The sequence below is a fragment of the Paraburkholderia phymatum genome, from assembly GCF_040965635.1.
Taxonomy (GTDB): domain Bacteria; phylum Pseudomonadota; class Gammaproteobacteria; order Burkholderiales; family Burkholderiaceae; genus Paraburkholderia; species Paraburkholderia phymatum_B.
This window is the reverse complement of the sequence record NZ_JBFRCH010000055.1, coordinates 1-22,959: the sequence shown is the minus strand read 5'-3', so window position 1 is coordinate 22,959 and position 22,959 is coordinate 1. Positions and strand designations below refer to the sequence as shown.

At 62.7% G+C, this 22,959-nt stretch carries 19 protein-coding genes and 1 pseudogene; 11 read left to right on the top strand and 9 right to left on the bottom strand.

The window, feature by feature from the left end:
• Window position 1 precedes the first annotated feature (1 nt).
• The 4 genes from AB4Y32_RS38480 to AB4Y32_RS38465 all read right to left on the bottom strand — a co-directional run bounded on the left by AB4Y32_RS38480 (window position 2) and on the right by AB4Y32_RS38465 (window position 3,666).
• Entirely contained in the window at window positions 2-1,144 is a 1,143-nt protein-coding gene (locus AB4Y32_RS38480; RefSeq protein ID WP_368726286.1) for a Re/Si-specific NAD(P)(+) transhydrogenase subunit alpha, read from the bottom strand.
• 21 nt (window positions 1,145-1,165) lie between these two features.
• Window positions 1,166-1,429, bottom strand: coding sequence for a hypothetical protein (locus tag AB4Y32_RS38475; protein WP_368726285.1), 264 nt, complete (start codon window positions 1,427-1,429; stop codon window positions 1,166-1,168).
• Between the two features lie 70 nt (window positions 1,430-1,499).
• Window positions 1,500-2,423, bottom strand: a complete 924-nt coding sequence (locus tag AB4Y32_RS38470) for an NmrA family NAD(P)-binding protein (protein ID WP_368726284.1) — start codon at window positions 2,421-2,423, stop codon at window positions 1,500-1,502.
• A gap of 70 nt (window positions 2,424-2,493) precedes the next feature.
• Window positions 2,494-3,666, bottom strand: coding sequence for an iron-containing alcohol dehydrogenase (locus AB4Y32_RS38465; RefSeq protein WP_368726283.1), 1,173 nt, complete (start codon window positions 3,664-3,666; stop codon window positions 2,494-2,496).
• A gap of 208 nt (window positions 3,667-3,874) precedes the next feature.
• Between AB4Y32_RS38465 and AB4Y32_RS38460 the strand changes: the two genes are divergently transcribed.
• Genes AB4Y32_RS38460 through AB4Y32_RS38450 form a run of 3 tightly spaced genes read left to right on the top strand, consistent with a single transcriptional unit; the run spans window position 3,875 to window position 7,987 of the window.
• Window positions 3,875-5,707: an acyl-CoA dehydrogenase C-terminal domain-containing protein gene (locus AB4Y32_RS38460; protein ID WP_368726282.1), complete on the top strand. Its 1,833-nt coding sequence runs from the start codon at window positions 3,875-3,877 to the stop codon at window positions 5,705-5,707.
• A 53-nt stretch (window positions 5,708-5,760) separates the two neighbouring features.
• Window positions 5,761-7,071 carry a CaiB/BaiF CoA transferase family protein gene (locus tag AB4Y32_RS38455; RefSeq protein WP_368726281.1) on the top strand — a complete coding sequence of 437 codons (1,311 nt, stop codon included), beginning with the start codon at window positions 5,761-5,763 and terminating at the stop codon, window positions 7,069-7,071.
• Between the two features lie 40 nt (window positions 7,072-7,111).
• A complete protein-coding gene (locus AB4Y32_RS38450) occupies window positions 7,112-7,987 on the top strand; it encodes an SDR family oxidoreductase (protein ID WP_368726280.1) in 876 nt (291 codons plus the stop codon).
• 240 nt (window positions 7,988-8,227) lie between these two features.
• Here the strand turns inward: AB4Y32_RS38450 and AB4Y32_RS38445 are convergent, their stop codons facing one another.
• The 5 genes from AB4Y32_RS38445 to AB4Y32_RS38425 form a co-directional block, all read right to left on the bottom strand.
• Window positions 8,228-10,105: an AMP-binding protein gene (locus AB4Y32_RS38445; RefSeq protein ID WP_368726279.1), complete on the bottom strand. Its 1,878-nt coding sequence runs from the start codon at window positions 10,103-10,105 to the stop codon at window positions 8,228-8,230.
• 61 nt (window positions 10,106-10,166) lie between these two features.
• Window positions 10,167-11,303, bottom strand: coding sequence for an acetyl-CoA C-acyltransferase (locus AB4Y32_RS38440; protein WP_368726278.1), 1,137 nt, complete (start codon window positions 11,301-11,303; stop codon window positions 10,167-10,169).
• A 73-nt stretch (window positions 11,304-11,376) separates the two neighbouring features.
• Window positions 11,377-11,838: a MaoC family dehydratase gene (locus AB4Y32_RS38435; protein ID WP_368726277.1), complete on the bottom strand. Its 462-nt coding sequence runs from the start codon at window positions 11,836-11,838 to the stop codon at window positions 11,377-11,379.
• Window positions 11,839-11,891: 53 nt separating this feature from the next.
• On the bottom strand, window positions 11,892-13,979 hold the full coding sequence (locus AB4Y32_RS38430; RefSeq protein ID WP_368726276.1) for a 3-hydroxyacyl-CoA dehydrogenase NAD-binding domain-containing protein: 2,088 nt from the start codon (window positions 13,977-13,979) through the stop codon (window positions 11,892-11,894).
• Window positions 13,980-14,230: 251 nt separating this feature from the next.
• Window positions 14,231-14,923, bottom strand: coding sequence for a TetR/AcrR family transcriptional regulator (locus AB4Y32_RS38425; RefSeq protein WP_368726275.1), 693 nt, complete (start codon window positions 14,921-14,923; stop codon window positions 14,231-14,233).
• A 356-nt stretch (window positions 14,924-15,279) separates the two neighbouring features.
• Here AB4Y32_RS38425 and AB4Y32_RS38420 point away from each other — a divergent pair, with 356 nt between their 5' ends.
• From AB4Y32_RS38420 to AB4Y32_RS38385, 8 genes and pseudogenes are all read left to right on the top strand, one after another.
• Window positions 15,280-16,104, top strand: coding sequence for an ABC transporter ATP-binding protein (locus AB4Y32_RS38420; protein WP_368726274.1), 825 nt, complete (start codon window positions 15,280-15,282; stop codon window positions 16,102-16,104).
• A gap of 4 nt (window positions 16,105-16,108) precedes the next feature.
• Window positions 16,109-16,873: an ABC transporter ATP-binding protein gene (locus AB4Y32_RS38415; RefSeq protein WP_368726273.1), complete on the top strand. Its 765-nt coding sequence runs from the start codon at window positions 16,109-16,111 to the stop codon at window positions 16,871-16,873.
• 59 nt (window positions 16,874-16,932) lie between these two features.
• Window positions 16,933-18,186: a branched-chain amino acid ABC transporter substrate-binding protein gene (locus tag AB4Y32_RS38410; RefSeq protein WP_368726272.1), complete on the top strand. Its 1,254-nt coding sequence runs from the start codon at window positions 16,933-16,935 to the stop codon at window positions 18,184-18,186.
• A gap of 34 nt (window positions 18,187-18,220) precedes the next feature.
• Window positions 18,221-19,168, top strand: coding sequence for a branched-chain amino acid ABC transporter permease (locus AB4Y32_RS38405; protein WP_368726271.1), 948 nt, complete (start codon window positions 18,221-18,223; stop codon window positions 19,166-19,168).
• A 62-nt stretch (window positions 19,169-19,230) separates the two neighbouring features.
• Window positions 19,231-20,502 (top strand): branched-chain amino acid ABC transporter permease, encoded by a 1,272-nt coding sequence (locus AB4Y32_RS38400; RefSeq protein WP_368726270.1) that lies wholly within the window; start codon window positions 19,231-19,233, stop codon window positions 20,500-20,502.
• Window positions 20,503-20,716: 214 nt separating this feature from the next.
• On the top strand, window positions 20,717-21,790 hold the full coding sequence (locus AB4Y32_RS38395; RefSeq protein ID WP_368726269.1) for a porin: 1,074 nt from the start codon (window positions 20,717-20,719) through the stop codon (window positions 21,788-21,790).
• A gap of 46 nt (window positions 21,791-21,836) precedes the next feature.
• A pseudogene (locus tag AB4Y32_RS38390) lies at window positions 21,837-22,058 on the top strand (IS6 family transposase); the annotation flags it as partial.
• A 490-nt stretch (window positions 22,059-22,548) separates the two neighbouring features.
• Window positions 22,549-22,791 (top strand): hypothetical protein, encoded by a 243-nt coding sequence (locus AB4Y32_RS38385; protein ID WP_368726268.1) that lies wholly within the window; start codon window positions 22,549-22,551, stop codon window positions 22,789-22,791.
• The last annotated feature ends 168 nt before the right edge of the window (window positions 22,792-22,959 follow it).

Below are 22,959 nucleotides of genomic sequence, written 5' to 3'. Positions count from 1 at the left end.
CTTATGCCTTGCGCGTGACTTCGCCGTCGCGTGCCAGCAGCGTGGCCGCGACGATGTCGTCCGCGAGATCGATATTGAGCGCGCCTTCCTTCGTGAAGATCAGCTTCATGAAGTCGAGCAGATTGCGCGCGTACAGTGCGGAGGCATCCGACGCGACCATCGACGCGAGGTTCGTATAGCCCGCGATCGTCACGCCGTGCTTGACGACGACCTTGTCGGCTTCCGTCAGCGGACAGTTGCCGCCGCGCTGGCCTTCGTACTCGGCGCCGCGTCCTGCCGCGAGGTCGATCAGCACGGAGCCCGGCTTCATCGCCTGCACGGTTTCGACGGAAAGCAGCGTCGGCGCGGGACGGCCCGGAATCAGTGCGGTCGAGATGATGACGTCCGCCTGCTTCGCGCGCTCGTGGACCAGCGCCGACTGGCGCGTGAGCCACGAAGGCGGCATCGGCCGCGCATAGCCGCCGACGCCTTCGGCTGCCTCGCGTTCCTCATCTGTTTCGTAAGGCACGTCGAGGAATTTCGCCCCGAGCGATTCGATCTGCTCTTTCACGGCAGGGCGTACGTCCGACGCTTCGATCACGGCGCCCAGGCGCTTCGCGGTCGCGATCGCCTGCAGACCCGCAACGCCCGCGCCGAGAATCAGCACACGCGCGGCCTTTACCGTGCCGGCCGCCGTCATCAGCATCGGCATGAAGCGCGGATAAAGATCGGCTGCAAGCAGCACCGCCTTGTAGCCCGCGATGTTGGCCTGGGAGGACAGTACGTCGAGACTTTGCGCGCGCGTCGTGCGCGGCGCGGCTTCCAGCGAGAAGGCGGTGATGCCCGCGGCTGCAAGCCTTGATGAATTCTCCGTATTAAAAGGCTCGAGCATCCCGATCAGCACCGCGCCGCGTTTAAGAAGCGGCAGTTCTGAATCGGTGGGCGTCTGGACCTTGAGAACGATCTCCGCGCCGAACGCTGTCGGCGCATCGACGAGTTCCGCCCCTGCTGCTGAATAGGCATCGTCCAGATAACTGGCTCCCGTTCCGGCGCCGATCTGTACGGTGACTCTGTGACCCTGCGACACGTACTTCCTGACTGTCTCGGGCGTCGCGGCGACGCGTGTTTCATACGCGCGCGTTTCAGTCGGTATTCCGATGTTCATGTTGGGGAGTTGATGGCGTGATTAAACCGCGCGGCGCGACGATCGACGGCTTGCGCGCCCTTCTTCCAATCTGACCTTCGCTTCGCGCACCGCCGGGTCGAAGCTCGACGATGTCGCCAGATGCCGATGATCGACGCTAATGAGCCAGTCGCTGTCCGCCAGGCACCAGCGAATCCGGCGCTCCTCGACCAAGCCCGAAAACCAGCGCCACAGCGACGCGTCTTCGGCATTTGCCGTTGCGGCAGCGCACCGCCGCACGGCTTGCAGGTCAGTGGAGCCGTCCATCGATCTCTTCATTGGCGTGCGACGTCATTGCACATCCAGTGCTGCGTCCGCAATGACGTCGAAGGACAGGTCAGGTCTGGTTCGACGACGCAGTGAACGCCGCCGCGTTTTTTCTGACGAACTCCTGCACGCTCAGCGGTGCTTGTCCCGTTAGCGTAAGCACATCGTCCGACATCCGGTCGTAACGTCCCGCGCGATGCAGGTCCGCCATCGTCGCGAGGTGGTTCACCAGGTGGATGGGCAAGCCTCGCTCGATCAGACTCTCCCGCCACGGACCGACGGGAATGTCCTGATAGGTGATCGTGCGGCCGAGCGCTTTCGAATACTCCTGTGCGTAGAACTGCATGTTCTCCGACTGCGGTCCGGTGAGGTGATAGGTCTTGCCGACATGCGGCTGAGGTTTGGCGAGCAGCGCGGCAACCACGCGTGCAACGTCTTCCGCTGCAACAGGCGAAGTCTTGCCGTCGCCGAAGGGCAGCCTGATCTGATCCGCCTTCCTGACCGAAGGCGACGAGAACATCAGAAAGAAGCCCTCGAGAAACACCGTCGGCCGCACGTGGACGACGGGCAGGCCCGACCAGTTCAACGCCTGTTCGGCAAGCCAGTGGAGCTTGTGCTGCGGGCTCGCGGTGGTCTCCGTGACGCTCATCTGCGAGAGCGTCATCTGCGACATGTTGATGAACGCCTTGACGCCATGATGCTTCGCCACCGCGGCCGCATTGATCGTCGCAGCCAGATAGGCATCCGAAACCGACATGGCGAAATACATCGTCTCGCAGCCGGCAACCGCTTTGTGCATCGAATCGAGATCGAGCAAATCGCCGACCACGACCTGCGCGCCCATATCACGCAACGCCTGCGCGCGTTCGTCTTCCGTGCGCACCATCGCGCGCACCGCTTTGCCCTGCTTCAACAGCAATTCAGTGACTGTGCGCCCTACCGCGCCGACGCGGCCCGCAGCGCCAGTGACCAGAATGGGACTCTGTTCGGCCATTTGACTACTCCTTTTGGAAATCGACACACAATTGGGCCAGCAAGCACGCACTGCCGCCGGCGTTAGCGCGTTACGCGGCCAGCTTCAAAATCTCCAGTACACCCGCCGGCTCCTGAACAGGACGCGGATTGCTGAAGATGAAGAACTCGGTCATCGTATTGCGCGCAATCAGATCGAACTGGTCGGCGCCGACATTCACTTCCCGAAGGCTGGTCGGCAGACCGAGTGATTTGCAAAACGCCCTGAACGCCTCCGCAGCAGACCTATCGGGCTGACCGAGCGCCGCGGCCAGGGCCTTTTGCGCGTCAGCGGTGAAAGGCTCGTTGTACGCGAGAATGCCGGGCATCATCACCGGCGTGCACAGGAAATGCGGCACGTCGCAGGTGCCGCCGAGCACGTGGCCGATCGCATGACTCGCGCCCATCGGCACGCGTGCCTGGAGGCCGAACGAGCAGAGCCACGAAGCGACCTGGCATTGCGTTGCTGCCTCGATGTCATCCCGGTTGCGTTGCGCGCGCGGCAACCACTCTCGCATCAGTTCGATCCCGCGCAGCACGGACGCGTCCACGAGCGGATTGCCCTGCGGCGAACACAGCGCCTCGATCGCGTGATCCATCGCGCGTGTGCCCGAGCCCAGCAATAGAGACTCCGGCGCGTAGCGCAGTAGCTGCGGATCGAGAATGATCGCGAGCGGCATCATCCTGGCGTGATAGAAGGTCTGCTTGAGCTTGCGGCGCGTGTCGGTGACGAGACAGCCGGCGTTGTACTCCCCGCCGGACAGGCTCGAAGGGATCGCGATCATCCGCACCGTCGGACCCTTGAAGTTTGCGATCTTGCGCCGCCCTTTATCGTCGACTTGCACCTCGAATCCATCCAGGCCGTCTTCCTCAGTGAGGTTGTGCTCGAGGCACAGCGTCGTAATCTTGGCAATGTCAACTACAGAACCGCCGCCGATCGCGACGATCAGGTCTGCGCCCGCTTCGCGCGCCGCGCGCGTGGTCCGCATGGCGCCCTCGCGCGTCGTGTGCTGCGCGACGCCGTCGAACACGCCCGCGTAGCGCTCGCCCAGCGCTTCGGCGATCTTGCCGATCTCCGGCGTGGTCGTGTTCAGCGTGTGGCTGACGATCAGAAAAACGCGCTTCGCCCCCAGCCGCTCCGCTTCGGCCGCCAGTGTGGCGGCTGCAGGCCGGCCGAAAATGACCCGATCCATCATCGGGAAAAGATGGGTTCCACGGCTTCGCATAATGCCCCCTCCTCGTTCGGTTGATCGATGCGCGACCCGTGCCGGCCACATGCCTGAGCATTCGGGTTATTGCAGGTTCATCTCCTCTTGCGCAGTCAAGTATCGGCAGATAACATAACACTGTCAAGTTTAAAGTTTGCCGACTCGAAGATTCACCGCACAAGGTGAAGAGCCGGAACGACAAGCCCTTTTTTAGCGAGTCCACGATATGCCTGGCTACGACGCTCCCATCCGCGAAATCCGTTTCCTGCTCGAAGACGTTTTCGGCTATGACGAGAACACACCCAATCTGCCCGGCTTCGAGGAGGCCACGCTCGATGTCGTGATGGCCGTGCTCGACGGCGCCGCCGAATTCGTGAAGGATGTGCTGCTGCCCATCAACCTACCCGGCGACCGCGAGGGCTGCCACTTCGATCACGGTATGGTCACGACGCCCACGGGTTATAGGGAAGCGTATGACCTTTATCGCCAGAACGGTTGGCCGGCTCTTGCGGCAGCGCCGGAATGGGGCGGCCAGGGACTGCCGCCGTCGGTCGCGCTGATTGTGCGCGAATTCGTCGCGTCGGGCTCGATGTCGTTCGGCATGTATCCGGGTCTGTCCCAAGGCGCGTATCGCGCGATCCTCGCGCATGGCAGCGACGAACTGAAGCTCATTTATCTGCCGAAACTCGTCGACGGCTCGTGGACGGGCACCATGTGTCTGACCGAACCCGACAGCGGTTCTGACCTGTCTCGGCTGCGCACGCGCGCCGAGCCCGACGCGGATGGAAGCTACCGGATCACGGGCACGAAGATCTTCATTTCGAGCGGCGATCACGACCTGACGGATAACATCGTGCATCTCGTGCTTGCGCGCTTGCCCGATGCCCCGGCTGGCACGCGTGGCCTGAGCCTGTTCGTCGTGCCCAAGCGGCTTGCCGAGGACCTGCCCGATGCGCGAGCCGGTACGCCGAACCGTGCGAATACAGGCTCAATCGAGCACAAGATGGGCATCCGCGCACAGGCCACGGCCGTGCTCAATTTCGACGGCGCGCGCGGCTGGCTGATCGGCAAGCCGCACGGCGGCCTGCGCGCGATGTTCACGATGATGAACTCTTCGCGCGTCGGCGTTGCGGTACAAAGCGCCGGTGTCGCGGAGATCAGTTATCAGAACGCGCTCGCCTATGCGAGGGAGCGCCGTCAGGGCGTCGCGCCGAAAGCGCCCGGCTCACCACAAAGCACTTCACAAGGAACGTCGCAGGCAGGCAGCGATGGGCGCGATCCCATCATCCATCATCCGGACGTGCGCCGCTCGCTCCTGACCATGAAAGCGCTCGTCGAAGGCATGCGCGCTTTCTATATCGACGCCGCGCTGCTGCTCGACGTGCGCGCGGCACATGCAGGCAACCCCGAAGGCGAAGCCGCCGAAAACCGGCTTGCGTTGCTCACGCCCGTACTCAAGAGCTTCCTCAGCGACTGTGCGCTGAAAGTGACCGATCTTGGTGTGCAGCTTCACGGCGGTCACGGCTACCTGCACGAGAACGGTATGGAGCAGTTCTATCGCGATGCGCGCATCGTACCGCTCTACGAAGGCACGAATGGCATTCAGGCACTCGATCTCGTGCTGCGCAAGATCGGGCTCGACGATGGACGCGTGTTCGAGTCGTGGCTCGCCGATGTCGATCAAACAGCCGCGCGCGCCACGTCCATCACAGGCCTTGCATCGATGGCCACGCAAGAGCGTATCGCGGCCGCAAGGCTGCGCGAAGCGACCGCGAAATTGCGCGCCTGGCACGCGGGCAACGAGCTCGATGTCGCGGGCGCCGCCACCGACTATCTACAGCTCTTCGGCCTCGTCGCGTTGGGCGCACTGTGGCTGCGCATGGCTTGCGCGGCGCACGAGGGCCGCGAGCGTCATCCGCAGCTCACGCCGTTCTACAACGGCAAGCTCGGCACGGCCGAGTTCTTTTTCAGGCGTCTGCTGCCCGCAGCAGAAGTCCACTTCGAGGCAGTGATGAGCGGCGCGGCCGCATTGATGACGCTGCACGTCGATGAGTTCTGACGCGCGCCGCCGCCTGTACCCGATGACAGCCACATTCACGGAGGAGACTGTTGATGTCCGTTGAAACTCAATGCGGGCCGCTTGCCGGCGTGCGCATCCTGGACCTTTCGAGCATTGTGCTCGGACCGCTCGCGACGCTGACACTCGCGGGGCTCGGCGCCGAGGTGATCAAGATCGAGGCGCCCGAAGGCGACAACGTGCGCGAAGCAGGTTCGATGCGCGTCGACGCGCACGGCGAAGAGCACGAGAAGATGGGCCACGTGTTCATGCACAACAATCGCGGCAAAAAGAGCGTCGTGCTCGATTTGAAGAAGGCATCGGCGCGTCAGGCGCTGCTGAAGCTCGCGAAAGATGCCGACGTACTGTTGTCGAATATCCGCCCGGCTGCGATGGATCGTCTCGGCCTGGGCTACGAGGCGCTGGCCGCCGTCAATCCCCGGCTGGTGTACGTGACGGCATGCGGCTACAGCGCGCGCGGCCCCTACGCGGACCGTCCCGCGTACGACGACCTGATCCAGGGCGCGACTGGCCTGCCGTGGCTGATGCAGCAGTACGGCACCGGGCAGCCGATGTACGCGCCTGTCTCCCTGGCGGACCGTGTCACGGGACTGCACGTCGCCTATTCGATCAGCGCTGCGCTGTTTGCGCGAGAGCGAAACGGCTGTGGCCAGCACATAGAGGTGTCGATGTTCGAAAGCGTCGCGCACTTCGTGCTGACCGATCATATGGCGGGCCGCACGTTCGCACCGGGCGCCCACGGCGAGCGCGTCAGCACGGGCGAGGCCGGTGAAGGCGAAGTGGGATACGACCGCCTGCTTTCGGCCGATAGGCGGCCATACCAGACGGCCGACGGCTACCTGTGCGTGCTGATCTACAACGACAAGCACTGGCGTGCGCTCATGACGTCGATCGGCAAGCCCGAGCTGTTCGACGATCCGCTTTTTTCGACCCAGCGCAACCGCTCTCGGCGCATTCGCGAGGTGTACGCATGGGTCGCCGGCGTCATGCGCACGCGCACGACGGCGCAATGGAAAGCGCTGCTCGACCAGGCCGATATTCCGTATCAGGCGGTCAATTCAATCGAGGATCTGCTGAACGATCCACACCTGAATGCAACGGGCTTCATCGGCGAGGCGCTCCATCCGACCGAGGGACGCGTCCGCACGCTGGGCAATCCGACCACCTGGTCCGGCACGCCGCTACCTTCGCTCTCGCCGACACCGCGCCTTGGCGAGCACAGCGTCGCGGTGCTGCTGTCGGCCGGCTATTCCCATGAAGAAGTAAAGCAACTGCTCGATGAAGGCGCGGCCTGCGCGCCTCGCGACACAAGTCACGCAGGGACCGCCACAGCGGCCGGCGCATGAAACGCACGACTCATCCATTTACCCGACGAAAGGACTCACCATGTTCAAAAACGACCTGCTGAAGGACAAGCGCATTCTGATCACCGGCGGCGGCTCCGGGCTCGGCAAGGAGATCGCCGCGCGCTACCTCGAACTCGGCGCGGACCTGTACATTTGCGGCCGCCGCGATGGCGTATTGCGCGAGACCGCCGACGAACTGATGGGCCGCTTCGGCGGCTCCGTCAAGAGTGTCGCCGTCGATATCCGCAACGCCGAAGCCGTCGATCAGATGATCGACGACATCTGGAAAGAAGGGCCGCTCACGGGGCTCGTCAACAATGCGGCGGGCAACTTCGTCAGCCGGACGGAAGACCTGTCGTCGCGCGGCTTCGACGCGATCGCGAACATCGTGCTGCACGGCACGTTCTACGTCACGCAATCGGTCGGCAAGCGCTGGATCGCGGGCAATCTGCCGGGCAGCGTCGTGTCGATCCTCGTCACATGGGTGATGAACGGCGGCCCATTCGTCGTGCCTTCGGCGATGTCGAAGGCGGGCGTCAACGTGATGACGAAATCGCTAGCTGTCGAGTGGGGCCGTCATCGGATTCGCCTGAACGCGATTGCGCCGGGGGTCTTTCCGACCGAGGGCATGAGCAAGCGTCTGTACCCGGGACGCGACGACGCCGGCCGTGCCGAAGGCAGCAGCCCGATGGGCCGCGCAGGACGGATGGAAGAGCTGCAGAACCTCGCGACATTCCTGATGGCCGACGGTTGCGAATGGCTGACAGGTCAGACGCTAACGATCGATGGCGCGAATTCGCTGGCCACGGGCGGCAACTTCTATCACTTCAAGGATTGGACCGATAGTGATTGGGAATTGGCGCGCTCCTCGATTCGCGAGCAGAACGAGAAGGATCGGCTTGCGCGGTCGGTATGAGTGTTTGATGCGAGGCGCGTGAAGGTTGCGTGCTTCGCACTGTACTGCTGGCGAGGCCCGCGCTTTCCGGAGCGCAGGCTTGTTTGTTTTGCTTTTCTGCTTGCTTCTATTTTCGCAAGCGGACCGACCGCAAAAAAGGACCATAAAAAAAATCCCGGCCCACATGACATCAGCCATGCGACCCGGGACCAGGCGCAAAACAACCGTACAGCGTCAAAGGAGAATGCTCACTCCAACCCGTCAGGATGGCGAAACCACCACATGCTTCTGGCAAGGCGCCGCGAACAGCTCGTCAACGCGTGCCCTGCGCCGCTCGATCACCGCGCGCTGGTTTATGCTGCCTTTGTCGGTGACTTCATAGTGCTGCATCGACGGGGGCTCTTCCAGCAGCATCAGCCGTTCGATCCGCATCGACGCGCCCTTCTGCCCCGCATTCACCGCCGCAAGCCGCTTCTCCAGCTCCTGCAACAACACCGGATGCCGCACCAGTTCGCCGGATCCGATGCCGGCAAGTTCCGGCAACGCCTTCGCGCATGCGCCCACATCAAGCCACGCGAGCGTACCGAGCGTGTCCGCGCCGTCGTGCGCAATCACGGCCTCCTTGACGAGCGGGCTGCACGCGTCGATCAGCCGCGTGCGCAGCGCGGCCGTTCGCACCCAGGTCCCGTTCGCGAGCTTGAAGTCCTCGGCGAAGCGGCCCGCAAAGCGCAGCCCTGCAACGGGACGCTCGGGATCGACGAAACGCACCGCGTCGCCGAGCATGTAGAAGCCTTCTTCGTCGAACGCGGCAGCCGTCTTCTCAGGGGCATCGAGGTATCGCTCGATGATGTTCGGCCCCTTGATGCGCATTTCGTACCGGCCGGGCAGATTCGGATCTTCGAGCAGTTTCAGCGCGACATCGGAGACGGGCAGCCCGATGCAGCCTACGTCGTCGACGGCCCAGTACTGCGTGACGGCAGGACCGGAACTCTCGGTCGCGCCGAATACCGACGTCAGCACCACACGCTCGCCCGTCGTGCGCACTGCAAGCTGCTGGAAGCGGTCGTACAGGTCGCGCGACAGAACCGCACCGCCGTAGTACACGTACTTGAGCCGCGAGAAGAAGTGTCGCGCGAAGCGCTCGTCGCGCTCGAGCGCGGCAACCAGCATCGCGAGCCCTGCGGGCACGTTGAAATACAGCGACGGCGCAACGTCGCCCAGATTCTTCAGCGTCTGATCGAAGCGAGCCGGAAGCGGCTTGCCCTCATCGATATACAGTGTCGCGCCGAAACGCAGAATCCGGTTCAGTACGATATTGCCGCCCATCACGTGATGCCAGGGCAGCCACTCCAGATAGACGGGCTGTTCGTCGGGATCTTTCTCGAACACGCGCGCCGCCATTTCCTGCGCGGCGGCGAGATTGCTGCGCGACTGCACGACCGCCTTCGGCATGCCCGTCGATCCGGACGTGAACATGTATTTCGCGGGCAGGCTGCCAGGCAGTTCGCGATGCCGCGCTTCGACGTCCGGATCGATTGCGGTGCTCGCCAGCGACGCAAACGGCAGCATGCCGGGCGCCGCGTGCTCGACCGCAATCACGCGTTCGGGCGGCACGCCGAGCGCAGCGAGTGCGTCGGCAAAACGCCGCGCGTCTTCGACGAATACCAGATGCGGCTTGACGAGCGATACTGCGTCGGTGAGCCGCCTGAAGTTGCCGTCGCTGCCCATCAGCGAATAGGCCGGCGATACGGGCGCGACGGGGACGCCTGCGTACAGCGCGCCCCACGTCATCAGTGCCTGCGCACTCGAGTTCTCCGACAGGATCACGAGCGGCGCGCTCTGACTTGCGCCATGAGACAGCAGCGCGGTGGCGATCGCACGGACGGCGCGCCATACCTCGCTGACGCTCCACGACTCCCACGCCCCCTCGCGATTGCGCTGCACAAGCATCGGACTCGCCGGACGCACGCTCGCCCAGTGCTCTAGCCAGTCGGTCGTGCACGAGCGAGTCGGCGGCAGCGGCGGGCCCGACTTGACGATCAGCGTGCCGTCATTACGCCGTTCGATCTCGACCGCCGGCTCGCGAAATCCGACTTCACGAAACGGCCGGTCGATTGTCTCCACTACATTCGATGTCATTGTCCCCTCTGATACGTTTCGCTGCGCAAATGAATGATCGATCGGAATGCGCCGCCTTGCATCAGATCGCTTCGAGCACGGTTGCAATGCCCTGGCCGCCGCCGATGCACTGCGTCGCGAGCGCATAGCGGCCGCCCGTGCGCTGGAGCAGCGCGGCTGCCTTGCCGACCAGCCGCGCGCCCGTCGCGCCCAGCGGATGGCCGATCGCGAGGCCGCCGCCGTCGAGGTTCACGCGCGCCTCGTCCAGCCCAAGCTCACGGATGCACGCGATCGCCTGGCTCGCAAACGCCTCATTGATTTCGATCACGTCGAGTGCGCCGACGTCGATGCCTGCACGCGCGAGCGCCTTACGCGACGCCGGAATCGGCCCGATGCCCATGAGTTCCGGCGCGACGGGCGCGACAGCCGCCGACTTGATTCTCGCGAGCGGCACGAGCCCGTGCTCGCGCGCAAACGCGGCGCTGCAGATGAGCGTGGCAGACGCGCCATCCGTCAGCGGCGACGAGGTGCCCGCCGTTACGCTGCCATCCTCGCTAAACGACGGCTTGAGCGCCGCGAGCGCTTGCGCGCTAGTGCCGGGCCGGATGCACCCGTCTTCGGTGACGAGGCCGGCGGGTGTGCGGATCGGTACGATTTCGCCGGCAAGCCTGCCTTCAGCGCGCGCGGCAGCCGCCTTTGCATGCGACACGACCGCGAGCTGCTCCTGCGCGGCGCGGCTCACTTCATAACGTTGCGCGACGTTTTCTGCCGTGATGCCCATCGGCGTATAGACCTCGGCGTGCTCTTCGAGCAGCGTCGGGTTCGGCGTCTTGTTGAAGCCACCCTGCGGCACGCGTGTCATCGACTCGACACCGCCGCAAATGAAGGCGTCACCCATGCCGAGTGCGATCTGGCCAGCCGCGTAATGGATCGCCGACATCGACGAGCCGCAGAAGCGGTTGATCGTCACGCCCGGCACGTGCTCGCCGATGCCCGCACGGAAACTGACGATGCGCGCGATGTTATAGCCCTGCTCTGCTTCGGGATACGAGCAGCCGAGCACGATGTCCTCGATCAGCTTCGGATCCACTTTCGTTCGTTCGAGCAGGCCGATCACTACTTGCGCGGCGAGATCGTCGGGACGGGTGTCGATCAATGCGCCTTTGCGCGAGGGATGAAATGGCGAGCGCGCAAAGCCGGCCACCACGACGTCGTTCATGCTTTTCTCCTGGTTCCAAAGGCGTGCATCGTGAGAGGCGCACGCCTTTTATCCGTGATTGATGCGGGAAATCTCACTGCGCGCCGTCTGGCGGACGACGCGGAATGCTGGTCAGCCCGTAGAGTCGCATTACGACTTCGCCGCGCTGGTTGATCAGGTCGATACGCGCTTTCGCGACGCCGCGCTTCGGCTTGTCGGGGATCGTTTGAATCTCGACGAGCTCGCGCTTCACGTGGACCGTATCGCCGGGCCTGACGGGCTGCAGCCAGCGCAACTCGTCCGCGCCGACGCCGACGATCGGCGTCTCGCCGAACAGCCGCGCTTTCACGCACAGCTTCATCGCGAGCGCCGCCAGATGCCAGCCGCTCGCGATGAGCCCGCCGAACGGACTCGCGCGTGCCGCATCCGGGTCCGTATGAAACGGCTGCGGATCGAACTTGCGCCCGAAGTCGATCACATCATCGGCTTCGATCGTCACCGTATCGCTCGTCCACGTTTCGCCGACCTGCAGGTCTTCCAGATAACGCCTTGTCATACGGCTGTTCCTCTCGGTGTTGCACCTATGCTGTGCGTCGGATCAGGCAGTGCTCACTCGAAGCTCGCGCCCTGCCCGGCCAGCTGCACGAGCAGCGGGCTCGGCTGCCACTGTCCGCCCTGATAGCCCTGCTGATATTTGCGGATGCGCGCGAGCACTTCGCCAAGTCCAAGCGTGTTCGCGTAGTGCATGGGGCCGCCCTTCGTGACCGGGAAGCCGTAGCCCGTCGCATAGACAACGTCGATGTCCGACGCGCGCTGCGCGACCGCTTCGTCGAGAATCCGCGCACCCTCGTTGGCGAGCGCGAGCATCAGGCGGTCGACGATTTCGTCGTCGCTCACTACGCGCTGCGCAACGCCCGTTTCCTCGCGATACGCGTGCAGGATCTGATCGGCTTCCGGGTCCGGCAGCCGTTTTCGGCTGCCCGGCTCGTAGCGATACCAGCCTTTCCCCGTCTTCTGGCCGAGGCGTCCCGCTTCGCAGATGCGGTCCGCGATGCGCGAATAGACCATCTCGGGTTGCTCGACGTAGCGACGCTTGCGGATCGACCAGCCGATGTCAAGACCGCTCAGGTCGCCGACCGCGAACGGCCCCATCGCCATGCCGAACTTTTCCATCGCCCCATCGATCTGCGCGATGCTGCATCCTTCGTCGAGCAGGAAGAGCGACTGCTGCAAGTAGCGCTGCAGCATCCGGTTGCCGATGAAGCCATCGCATACGCGGGACAGCACCGCCGTCTTTTGCAGCTTGCGGGCAAGCTGCATCACCGTGACGAGCACATCGTCAGACGTATTCGCGCAGCGCACCACTTCGAGCAGGCGCATCACATGAGCGGGCGAGAAGAAGTGCATGCCGATCACGTCGGCCTCGCGTTGCGTGACGGCAGCGATCTGGTCGATATCGAGCATCGACGTGTTGGTCGCGAGAATGGCGCCCTTGGGCGCGAGCCGATCGAGATCGCGGAAGATCTGCTGCTTGAGGTCGAGCCGCTCGAATACCGCTTCGACGATCACGTCGACGCAGGAGACGGCTGACGCAAAATCGAGCGTCGGCGTGACGAGCTGCAATGTGCGCTCGCGCGCTTCCTGTGTGAGGCGCCCCTTGTCGACCTGTGCGTCGAACACACCGCGAATCGTTGCCATGCCGCGTTCGAGCCCTTCGCTCTGCGCATCGACGAGCGCAACGGGAATGCCCGCACTCGCGAAGCAGATCGCGATTCCCGCGCCCATCGTGCCCGCGCCGATCACGGCCGCTTTGCGGATTTCGCGTGGCCGCACATCGGGCGATACGTCCGCGATTTTCGCGGCCTGGCGTTCGGCGAAAAAGTTGTAGCGCAGTGCTTTCGATTCCGGCGTCGCGAGCAGTTTGAGGAAGCGTGCGCGCTCGAATTCGCGACCTGTTTCAAAAGGCAGCGTCGTCGCCGCCTCGCAGCAATCGACGATAGACAGCTTGCCCTTGTGCCCTGGCGTGCGCTTGTTGATATCGGCGCGCAGCGTCGCGAACAGCTCGGGTGGTGCGCTCGCCATACGGGCTGGCAGCGCGCTCGTGCGGCGCAGCGGCATTCTCGCGGCAATCAGCTGGCGCACGTAGGCCAGAGCGTCCTCAAGCAACTCGCCGTGCGAGAGGTGATCGACGAGTCCGTAGTCGAACGCTTGCTGCGCGCCGAGCGGTACGCCGCTCAGCATCAGCGGCGCAGCATGTTCCATCGGCATCAGTCGCGGTAGACGTTGCGTGCCGCCCGCGCCCGGCAGAAAACCGAATTTGACCTCGGGTAAACCTAATTGTGCATATGCACTTGCAATGCGATAATGCAAAGCCATCGCGAGTTCGAGACCCGCGCCGTATGCGAAGCCACCGATTGCGGCAATCAGTAGCTTGTCGACCTTGTCCAGCCCTTCGATCAGTTCGGGCATGGTCGGCGCTGCCTTCTGCGCGGGCGTGTTGAACTCGCGAATTTCGGCGCCGCCGCAGAATGGCCCTTCGCCGCCTGTCACGACGATCGCCTGCACCTCTTGACGAGCTGCCGAATGGAGAATCTGTTCGTGCAGCTTCTTGCGCTGTACGGCAGACAGGCTGTTGACGGGCGGGTTGTCGAAACTTACGACGGCAACGCCGTCTTTGACCACGTATGCGGACTCCATGACCATCGCGTCTCCTGATTGCTGATTCGATTGCTCTGCTGCGCAGGCTCGGTTGATTTGATTGTGACAGCGTCAAGTTTGGGTGTCAACAAGCGATGCAGCGTTGTTTTGCACGACGCCGTGCGCGTCGAATGATCAATTGGGAAGAACGGCAGGAAGAAAGAGAGATGGCGCGGCGGTCGACCGCCGCGTGTGCCGCGCGAGCGCGGCGCGCCATGAAATGGCGAACGAACCGCGCCGGGTTGGAAAGCTTACTTCTTGCTACGAGAGCTGCCGCGCGCAGCGGGCGCCCCTGCCTCGACATGCGGCGACTTCATGCCGCCGAGCAGCAGATTGATCACGCCTGTGCAAACGTCGTCGATCATGTCGTCGGGCACCTGGCACAGGCCGCTGTCGCGATCGGCGAGCAAGGTCGCGAGACCATGCATGCCCGACCACACCGCAATTGCCGAGAAACGCGGCGGACGGCCGCTTTCCGAATGGTCGGCCATGAACTCGGCAATCGTGTTGCTCAGAAACTGGAATGAGCCCGCGCTCGCCTCCATTAGCGACGGATACTTTTGCTTGTCGGCGATGCGCGGTCCGAACATCAGATGGAACAGTTCGGGCCGCTTCAACGCGAACTCCACATAGACGCGCATGATCACGCGCAGGCGCCGCTCCTTCGTCATGCCGTCCTTCAGCGCTGCCAACCGGTCGCTCATCAGCGCATGAAATCCTTCTGTGGCGATCGCCGCGAGCAGCCCTTCCTTGTCGCCGAAGTGATGGGTCGGCGCCGTTTGCGACACGCCGGCCAGACGCGCGACTTCGCGCAGCGACAGATCCGCGGCGCCACGCACCTCGAGCAGCGCGAGTCCGCGTTGCAGCATTTCCTCCCGCAAGTTGCCGTGGTGCCACGACACCTTTTTGGTCGGCTCGATGTCAGTCAATGTCGTAGTGGACATGATCTTTTCAGTGGAAAATTTACAGTAAGCCTGATATTGCATGTGACGCCCAGGGCAGTTCGTTGCGCGGTATCACACGCCTCCTTCACATCATTCTACTCCGTTGCCCCCTGCCTTCAACAAAACTGCCTGCTATGTAGTGCGGAAATCCCGCAAACCTGATGCTCCAAGGCTTTGCGGCGACCAAGGGAAATCCCCGATTCGAAACCGGTTGCCAGCGCATAGTCCGACTTCTATCATTTGACAAACTTGACACTGTAACAATTCAAGTTGCTTCGATCCAAACAGTCGTGCCACAAAAGCGGTGCGGCTGGACAAGGGGTTCAGTAGTTAGTCGAGATGCTCAGGATGTGCAAATGATAGAGACACACAGCGGGGCCGCTCATCCGCCGAAGTCGGCGCTCATGCTGGAAGGCGTGAAAAAGGCCTTTGGCGCCACTGAAGTCATACGTGGCGTGGACTGGTCGATTCGCCAGGGCGAATGTCATGTGTTGATTGGCCCCAACGGCGCGGGCAAGTCGACGCTGTTTCATCTGATGAGTGGCCGGTACCTCGTATCGAGCGGAACGATCCATCTGAACGATATCGACGTGACGCATTTCGGCGCAAACCGCATCAGCCGCAGCGGACTCGGCCGGAGTTTCCAGACGGCCAACCTGTTCGGCCGCATGACCGTGTTCGAGAACGCGCGGGTCAGCGCGCTGCGCGCGGCGGGCCATGGTCCGTCGTTCCTAAGCATCCTTCGACGCGGCGGTCCCGCCGATATCCGTGCACTCGAAATCCTCGACGAAGTCGGGCTGCTCGACAAACGCAATGAGCCCGCGGCGTTGCTCTCGTATGCGGACCAGCGCGCGCTCGAAATAGCACTCGCGCTTGCGGGCAACCAGAAGGTGTTGCTCTTCGACGAGCCGACCGCGGGCATGAACAAGCACGAAACCCACAACGTCATCGAACTGCTGCTGCGGCTGCGCGAGGCCGACAGCTCGCGCACGATGGTCATCATCGAACATGACATGGATGTGGTGTTCGAGCTCGCCGACCGGATCTCCGTGCTGGTGTACGGCGAGATCATCGCGTGCGATACGCCCGCGCAAGTCCGCGCGAACCGCGCGGTGCAGGAAGCGTATCTGGGCACGCCGGCGGGCGCGGCTCAAGCCGCCGTGCAATCACAAAGGCATTGAAGCGATGAACACACAGTCAAACGCCGGATCGTGCACACGTTGCGGGCCGCTTTTCAACGCATCCGGAATCGTTGCCGGTTATGGGCAGAGCCAGGTGTTGCAAGGCGCAAGCATGCGCGTCGAAGCGGGCGAAACTGTCGGGCTCCTCGGGCGCAACGGCTCCGGCCGTTCGACGTTTCTCAAGGCCGTGATGAAGCTGTTGCCGTCGCGCGGTGCGATCAGCTTCAACGGCGTACCGCTCGAGCGCGCGAGGACGCACGAGATCTCCCGCGCCGGAATCGGCTATGTGCCGGAAGACCGGGCGATCTTTCCCGACCTCACCGTGCGCGAAAACCTGTCGGTTGGTCTGCCGCATTCGGGCCGCATGAAAACGCCGTCGTCCGCACGTTTCAAGCCGTGGACCGAAGACGAATTCTTCGAACTCTTCCCGAATCTCAAACGGCGCGCGAGCGTCGCGGGCGGCGCGCTGTCCGGAGGCGAGCAGCAGATGCTGACGATCTGCCGCGCGCTGATGGGCCAGCCCGCGCTGCTGCTCGTCGACGAACCGACGGAAGGCTTGAGCCTCTCGATGGTCGATCAGGTTGCTGAACTTCTGAAGGAAGTCGCGAGACGCGGCGTGGCCGTGCTGCTGGTCGAGCAGAAACTGACCATCGCGCTCGGACTGTGCGACCGGATCAATGTGATGGGACACGGCCGGATCGTATTCGACGGGACGGTCGACGAGTTCGACGACAACCCGGGCGTGCGGGCGGAATGGCTCGAAGTCTGATTAGCCAGCGAGCCGTTCGCCGACAAACACAACACATATCAGTGAGTGAGGAGCACAAGATGATGAAGTACATGACGGCGGCCGTGCGGCACGTGCTGCGCGCCGGCCTCGCGATCACCGCCGGCGCGGCGCTGCTGGGCAGCGCACATGCAGCGCCGCCGATCAGGATCATGGTGATCGAGCCGATGTCGGGGCCGCAATCGTCGACGATGGAATCGTCGGCCAAGAACCTGCAGTTCATCGTCAAGCGCGACAACGCAGCGGGCGGCGTCCTCGGCTCGAAGATCGAGCTCGAGTTCTGCGACGACAAGTTCAGCCCGAAAGACGGCAAGAACTGCCTCGATCGCGCGATCGGCAACGACGTGCATTTCGTGATGCAAGGCATCGGCGCGAACGTGACGATGACGCTGCTCGACGCGATCGAAAAGTACAACGCGCGCAATCCCGGCAAAGAGATCATCCTGATCAACTGGGCCGGCCTCGATGAAGCGATGACGGGCAAGTACTGCTCGTTCTGGCAGTTCCGCACCGACGGCCACATCGGCATGAAGATGAAGGCCGCCGTGCTGTCGCTCGACCCGAAGGTCAAGCGCGTGTATCTGATCAACATGGACTACTCGATGGGTCAGAGCGCCGACGCTGCGCTCCGGCGTCTGCTCAAGCAGTTCCGCCCCGATATCCAGATCGTCGGCAGCGAACTGCATCCGCCTAACAGGGTGCAGGACTTCACGCCGTACGTCGCCAAGATCAAGGCGGCGAATCCCGACGCAATCTTCACGGCGAACATCGGCACGGACCTGAGCCGTCTGATTCGCGCGGGCAACGATATCGGCCTGAATGCGCCGTGGTACACGGTCTATGCATCGCAGCATGGCCAGGTGACCAGCATCGGCGAGAAAAGCGTCGGCAAGGTGTATCAGGCATCTGACTCGATCATGAGCATGAACATCCCCGCCATCGACCAGTTGATGGATCAGTCGCGCGCGGGCGGCTATGGCGACTTCGAAGGCATGCGCATCTATCGCGGCTACCTGTTCCTGACCGACGCGATTCGCGACGCGAAGTCCACCCAGCCGCTCGCGGTTGCCAAAGCGATGGAAAAGACGACCGTGTCGATCGGCGACTACAAGGCGACGATGCGCTCCACCGACCATCAGGCGCAGCTGCCGTTGAACCTGTCGGTGCTGACGAGCGATGCAAAGTACAAGCAGGACGGCACGCCCTGGGGATTCAAGCTGATCAAGACCTTCCCCGCCGCGCAGGTGAGCGAGCCGGTGGACGGCTGCAACATGAAACGGCCGCCGGGTGCCTGAGCGCGCGGCTGCATTCAAGAAAGGACGGATCGCGATGCAATCTCTGGCCCTGGGTTTATTCAACGGCGTCAGCTACGGAATGCTGCTGTTCTTGATGGCAGCAGGACTGACGCTCGTTTTCAGCATGCTGGGCATCCTGAACTTTGCGCACCCGGCGTTCTACATGCTGGGTGCGTATTTCGCGTACACCTTCTCGCAGTTGCTTGGGTTCGGATACTGGTGGGGGCTCGTCGCCGCGCCGCTGTGCTGTGCGTTGCTCGGCGCTATCGTCGAACGCTGGTTCGTGCGGCGCGTGATCCGCTTCGGCCTGCTGGGGCCGCTCGTGCTGACGTTCGGCCTCGAGATCGTGTTCGTCGAAGCCGTCACCCTGCTGTGGGGTAAGCAGCCCGTCGCGTACGCCGTGCCGCCGTCGCTCGACTTCCCGCTGTTCTCGCTGTACGGAATCGACTACTCGGCATACCGCGCATTCACGCTGGCGATGACGCTCGCCGTGCTCGCCGGACTCTTTCTGCTGCTCAAGCGCACACGCATTGGCACGACGGTGCGGGCGTCGTTGTCACACCCCGACGTCGTCAACGCGCTCGGACACAACCTGCCGCAACTGCGCACCAATGTCTTCGCGCTCGGCGCGGCGCTCGCCGGCCTTGCAGGCGCACTGTCGGGCAATCTGATCGGCACCGAGCCCGGCATGGCGAACCAGCTGGGCACGATCCTGATGATCGTGATCGTGGTGGGCGGGCTCGGTTCGCTGGCGGGCGCCTTCGTGTCGTCGCTGCTGATCGGCGTGCTGCAAACGCTCGTGGTCTCGACACAGATTTCGTGGACCGACCTTCTCGCCCCGTTCGGGTCCGTGATCCACGGCATCGCAGCTAGCGATGCGCTCAACCAGCCATTGAGCCGTTTTGCACCACTCGTTCCCTTTGCCATCGTGATCGTCGTGCTGGCCATCCGCCCGCGCGGCCTGATGGGCCAACGTCATTAAATGGATTCAGAATGGACTTCGACATGCCGACGATAAGGGGCGCACGTCGCCGGAACTCCCCCTTGCGCGAGGCCACGTCTGCCGAGCGGTCACACTGGGAGGCCTATCTGCCGCCGCGCCCGAACCGCACGCGCCGCGCGCTGCACTGGGTCGCCGTGCTCGTCGTGGCGCTCGCGCTGCCGTTGCTGTTCACGGGCACGTTCGCGATCTCCGTGCTCACGCAAATCTGCATCGCGATCACGTTTGCGCTGGCGTACAACATGCTGCTCGGTGGCACCGGCCTGTTGTCGTTCGGTCACGCGTTGTACTTCGGCATCGGCGCTTATACGACCGCGCACTGCCTTAACGCATTCGGCGAGTCCGTGCCCGTCGTGCTCGTGCCGTTGGTCGGCGGCATCGCAGCGCTCGTTCTCGGCGCGTGCGTGGCGCTCTTCACCGTGCGCAGCGGCAAAGTGATCTTTGCGATGATCTCGCTCGCCGTCGGCCAGCTCGCGTATTCAGCGGCGACCATCATGACCGGCTTCTCGGGCGGCGACGAAGGCATCCGCACCGATCCGACGCATGCGGCTGGATGGGGCATCGATTTCGGCTCGCCTGTGAACGTGTACCTGTTGATCGCCGTATGGGCATGGTGCGCGGCGCTCGCAATGTACGCGTTGACGTTCACACCGCTCGGGCGGCTGATGAACGCGACGCGCGACAATCCGGAGCGGATGGACTTCGTTGGCTTCAACCCCGTTGTGATTCGCGGGTTCGCGTTGACGCTGTCGGCGGGATTCGCGGGCATTGCGGGTTCACTCTACGCGTTGGGCTTTCAGGTCGTTACGCTCGACACACTGAGTCTCGCCCAGAGTACGGCAGGCATGCTTCACGCGTATGTCGGCGGCTACACGTCGTATTTTGGGCCGGTGGTCGGCGCGCTCCTGATCACGCTCGCTACGGCACACCTGTCTACGCTCACCGATGCATGGCCGTTGTACCTCGGCGTGTTCTTCGTCACAGTGACGATCTCATGGCGCTACGGGCTAACGGGCGGTCTCACAGACCTGTTGCGTATCGCGCCCAAAACATGGCGGCAAAAAGGACCGGCTTACGTCGCCCGATGCACCCTGCCCGTGTTGTTGGGCGCGCTCGCTACCTGCGCGGGATTCGTCCTGCTCATCGAAATGATTCAGTCGCTCAATGCGAACATGGGCGCGCCGGTGCGACTCGCGTTCTTGCCCGGCTCCATCGCCGCCGACCCGCGCAGCACCGTACCGTGGATCATTTCGATCGCGCTGCTCGCAACGGGGCTGGCCCTGCTCTACATGAAGCGGCACGCGACACGTACATAGAGCGAAGCCGTCATTGTTTCTCCGCGGACGGGCGCGTCGTACGCATTGCCCGTTCACGTCAATGGATCGTGTCTGCCTGACACGGTCCTGAATCACTCGCAATCCATAGCCTGTCGTTTCGCTCGCTGGCCGAGCGAGGCTCTGCTGTTTCGCCTGCTCGCCGTACCAACGTGCGATAACAAACCAATAACTACAGCAAGTAATGGAGACTTCAATGAAAAGGTTTTGCTTTGCAGCGCTTGCTTTGGCAGGAGGCACTATATCCGCTGCCCATGCTCAGAGTTCAGTGACGCTTTATGGCATCGCCGACAGCGGCATTCTCTACAAGACACATGCTGCGGCAGGAGGAGGCTCGGCGTGGTCGGTCGCGAGCGGCATCGATTCGACGAGCCGCTGGGGTCTCACCGGACGCGAGGATCTCGGCGGTGGACTACAGGCACTGTTCGAACTCGAAAGCGCCTTTCGCATCAACACCGGCCAATCCATCAACGGCGGCCAGCCGGCGAGCGCGGGCAACGTATTATTCGATCGCGGCGCGACTGTCGGCATCGGCAGCAAGACCTTTGGCAACGTACTGCTGGGCAAGAACCGTTCGCCGTTGCTGCGGATCCTGAGTCGTCTCGACATCGAAGGCTATTCGAACTTCGGCTCGCTGAACAACCTGCTCTATCAGAACCTGTCGGGTTATACCGGCTATCAGTACTCGTGGGTCGACAACTCGGCCGAATACATGAGTCCCGAAATCGCCGGTTTTCAGGGCATGGCGATGTATTCGTTTGGCGGTGCAGCGGGCGATTTTCAGAAGAAGAGCGCGATGTCGTTCGGGGCAAGCTATAAGATCGGCGACTTCATGGCCGCTGCGGCCTACTTCAACGGCCGCGACATCACGGGAGCAGTCGATTCAACGACAGCACGCGCATACACGATCGGAGCGAACTACGGCTTTGACGCATTCAAGTTCATGCTCGACTTCGCCAATTTCAAGAACCCGGCGCGCGGCACCAGCGACAACTTCTACACCGCTGAATTTTCGTATGCTCCAACGCCATTCTGGACCATCAGCGCGACGTATATCCGTCAGGACGACCGCGTGACGAATGATCGGGACGCGAGCCTGTACAAACTCGGCGCGAACTATTCGCTGTCACGCGCGACTTCACTCTATTCTTTCGTTGGCTATGTGAAAAACAATCGGCTCGCGACACTCGGTTTGCAGAACTCGACGCCTGCCGGTGTGCCGGGCGGAAACCAGTTTGGCGTCGCTATCGGGATTCGGCATCTGTTTTGAGTCTATTCCGGGGCGGGTATGGATCCAGACCAATATGGTTGTACGCCGTGAAACGCCCATCAGAATCCGCCAGGCCAAGTGTCTCGACAATATCGAGGGACAAGACCATCGGGCGATCAAGCGCCGTACCCGATACATGTTGGGCTTCAAGGTTTTTCGTTGTGCCCGCATCTTGTCGAGTGACATTGAACTCATGCATACGATCGCCAAGGGACAGATGGAAAACGCAAACAAGCCATCGGCCGCAGGGGAATTGAATTGCTTGTGATATAAGCAATCCATGATCATATGGCTATCGTTCGCCCAAGTCGCTTACCGCGACAGAACGGTTGAACAAACCTCAAGATGATCGGCGGTTCATTGGCCTCGACGGGTGGTCACATGATGAGGATTTTATGCCAAATGTGATGCTATCCTCTCAAGCTCCGACCCAACAGAGCATTCAGTGAAGTGGCTGATTGTGTGGCCGCAGTTTCTGTCTGGCCGACATCGAATCGTGACCGCTGCGATTCTGGCGAGACTCAACCCGGTCTCGCCGGCGAAGCGACACATCATGTCGTCGGTACGCAGACTGCTGTCACAATTCAATCTATCTGGGCTTGACTGATATCGGCGCTGGCAAGATTGAAGGTCGGTTGGTTTTGACCGTCATGTCCGGGGAACTGGTGAATGATCGCCGCCCGAGGTAGCGATCAAGTTGCCGAGGTCGGGAAGACGTTGCTATACAGAAAGGAGCTTCGTGATCCCCGGTCGAATGAATGGACGTGGTTGATCGACGCAAAGCCGATCAGAAGCGTTATCAATCGCCACACGCCCATGTGTCACCGCATTTACCGCATTTACCGCATTTACGCAGCCTTCGCAGCTCCGGCCTGGAACCCCGCTGGCCCGGGCACACGCCCAATGACCTGTTCTACACGGCGAGCCAGCGCGAGCAGATCTCGGTCGCACCCAAAGGACGCATCGAGTTCGATGCCGATCGGAAGCCCTTGTGGGTTTAGCGCCATAGGAAGACTAATCCCAGGCACGCCTGCGGAGCTGGGTAAGCGTCTCGCCGCGGCCGTTCTAGCGTGCTGATTGAGGTTTTGGGTAGTTTGGTACCCACCAAATTATGGTGGATACCAAAGTGGACAAGACGTGGGGCGTTGGCGCCGCAGTCGGCGCATATA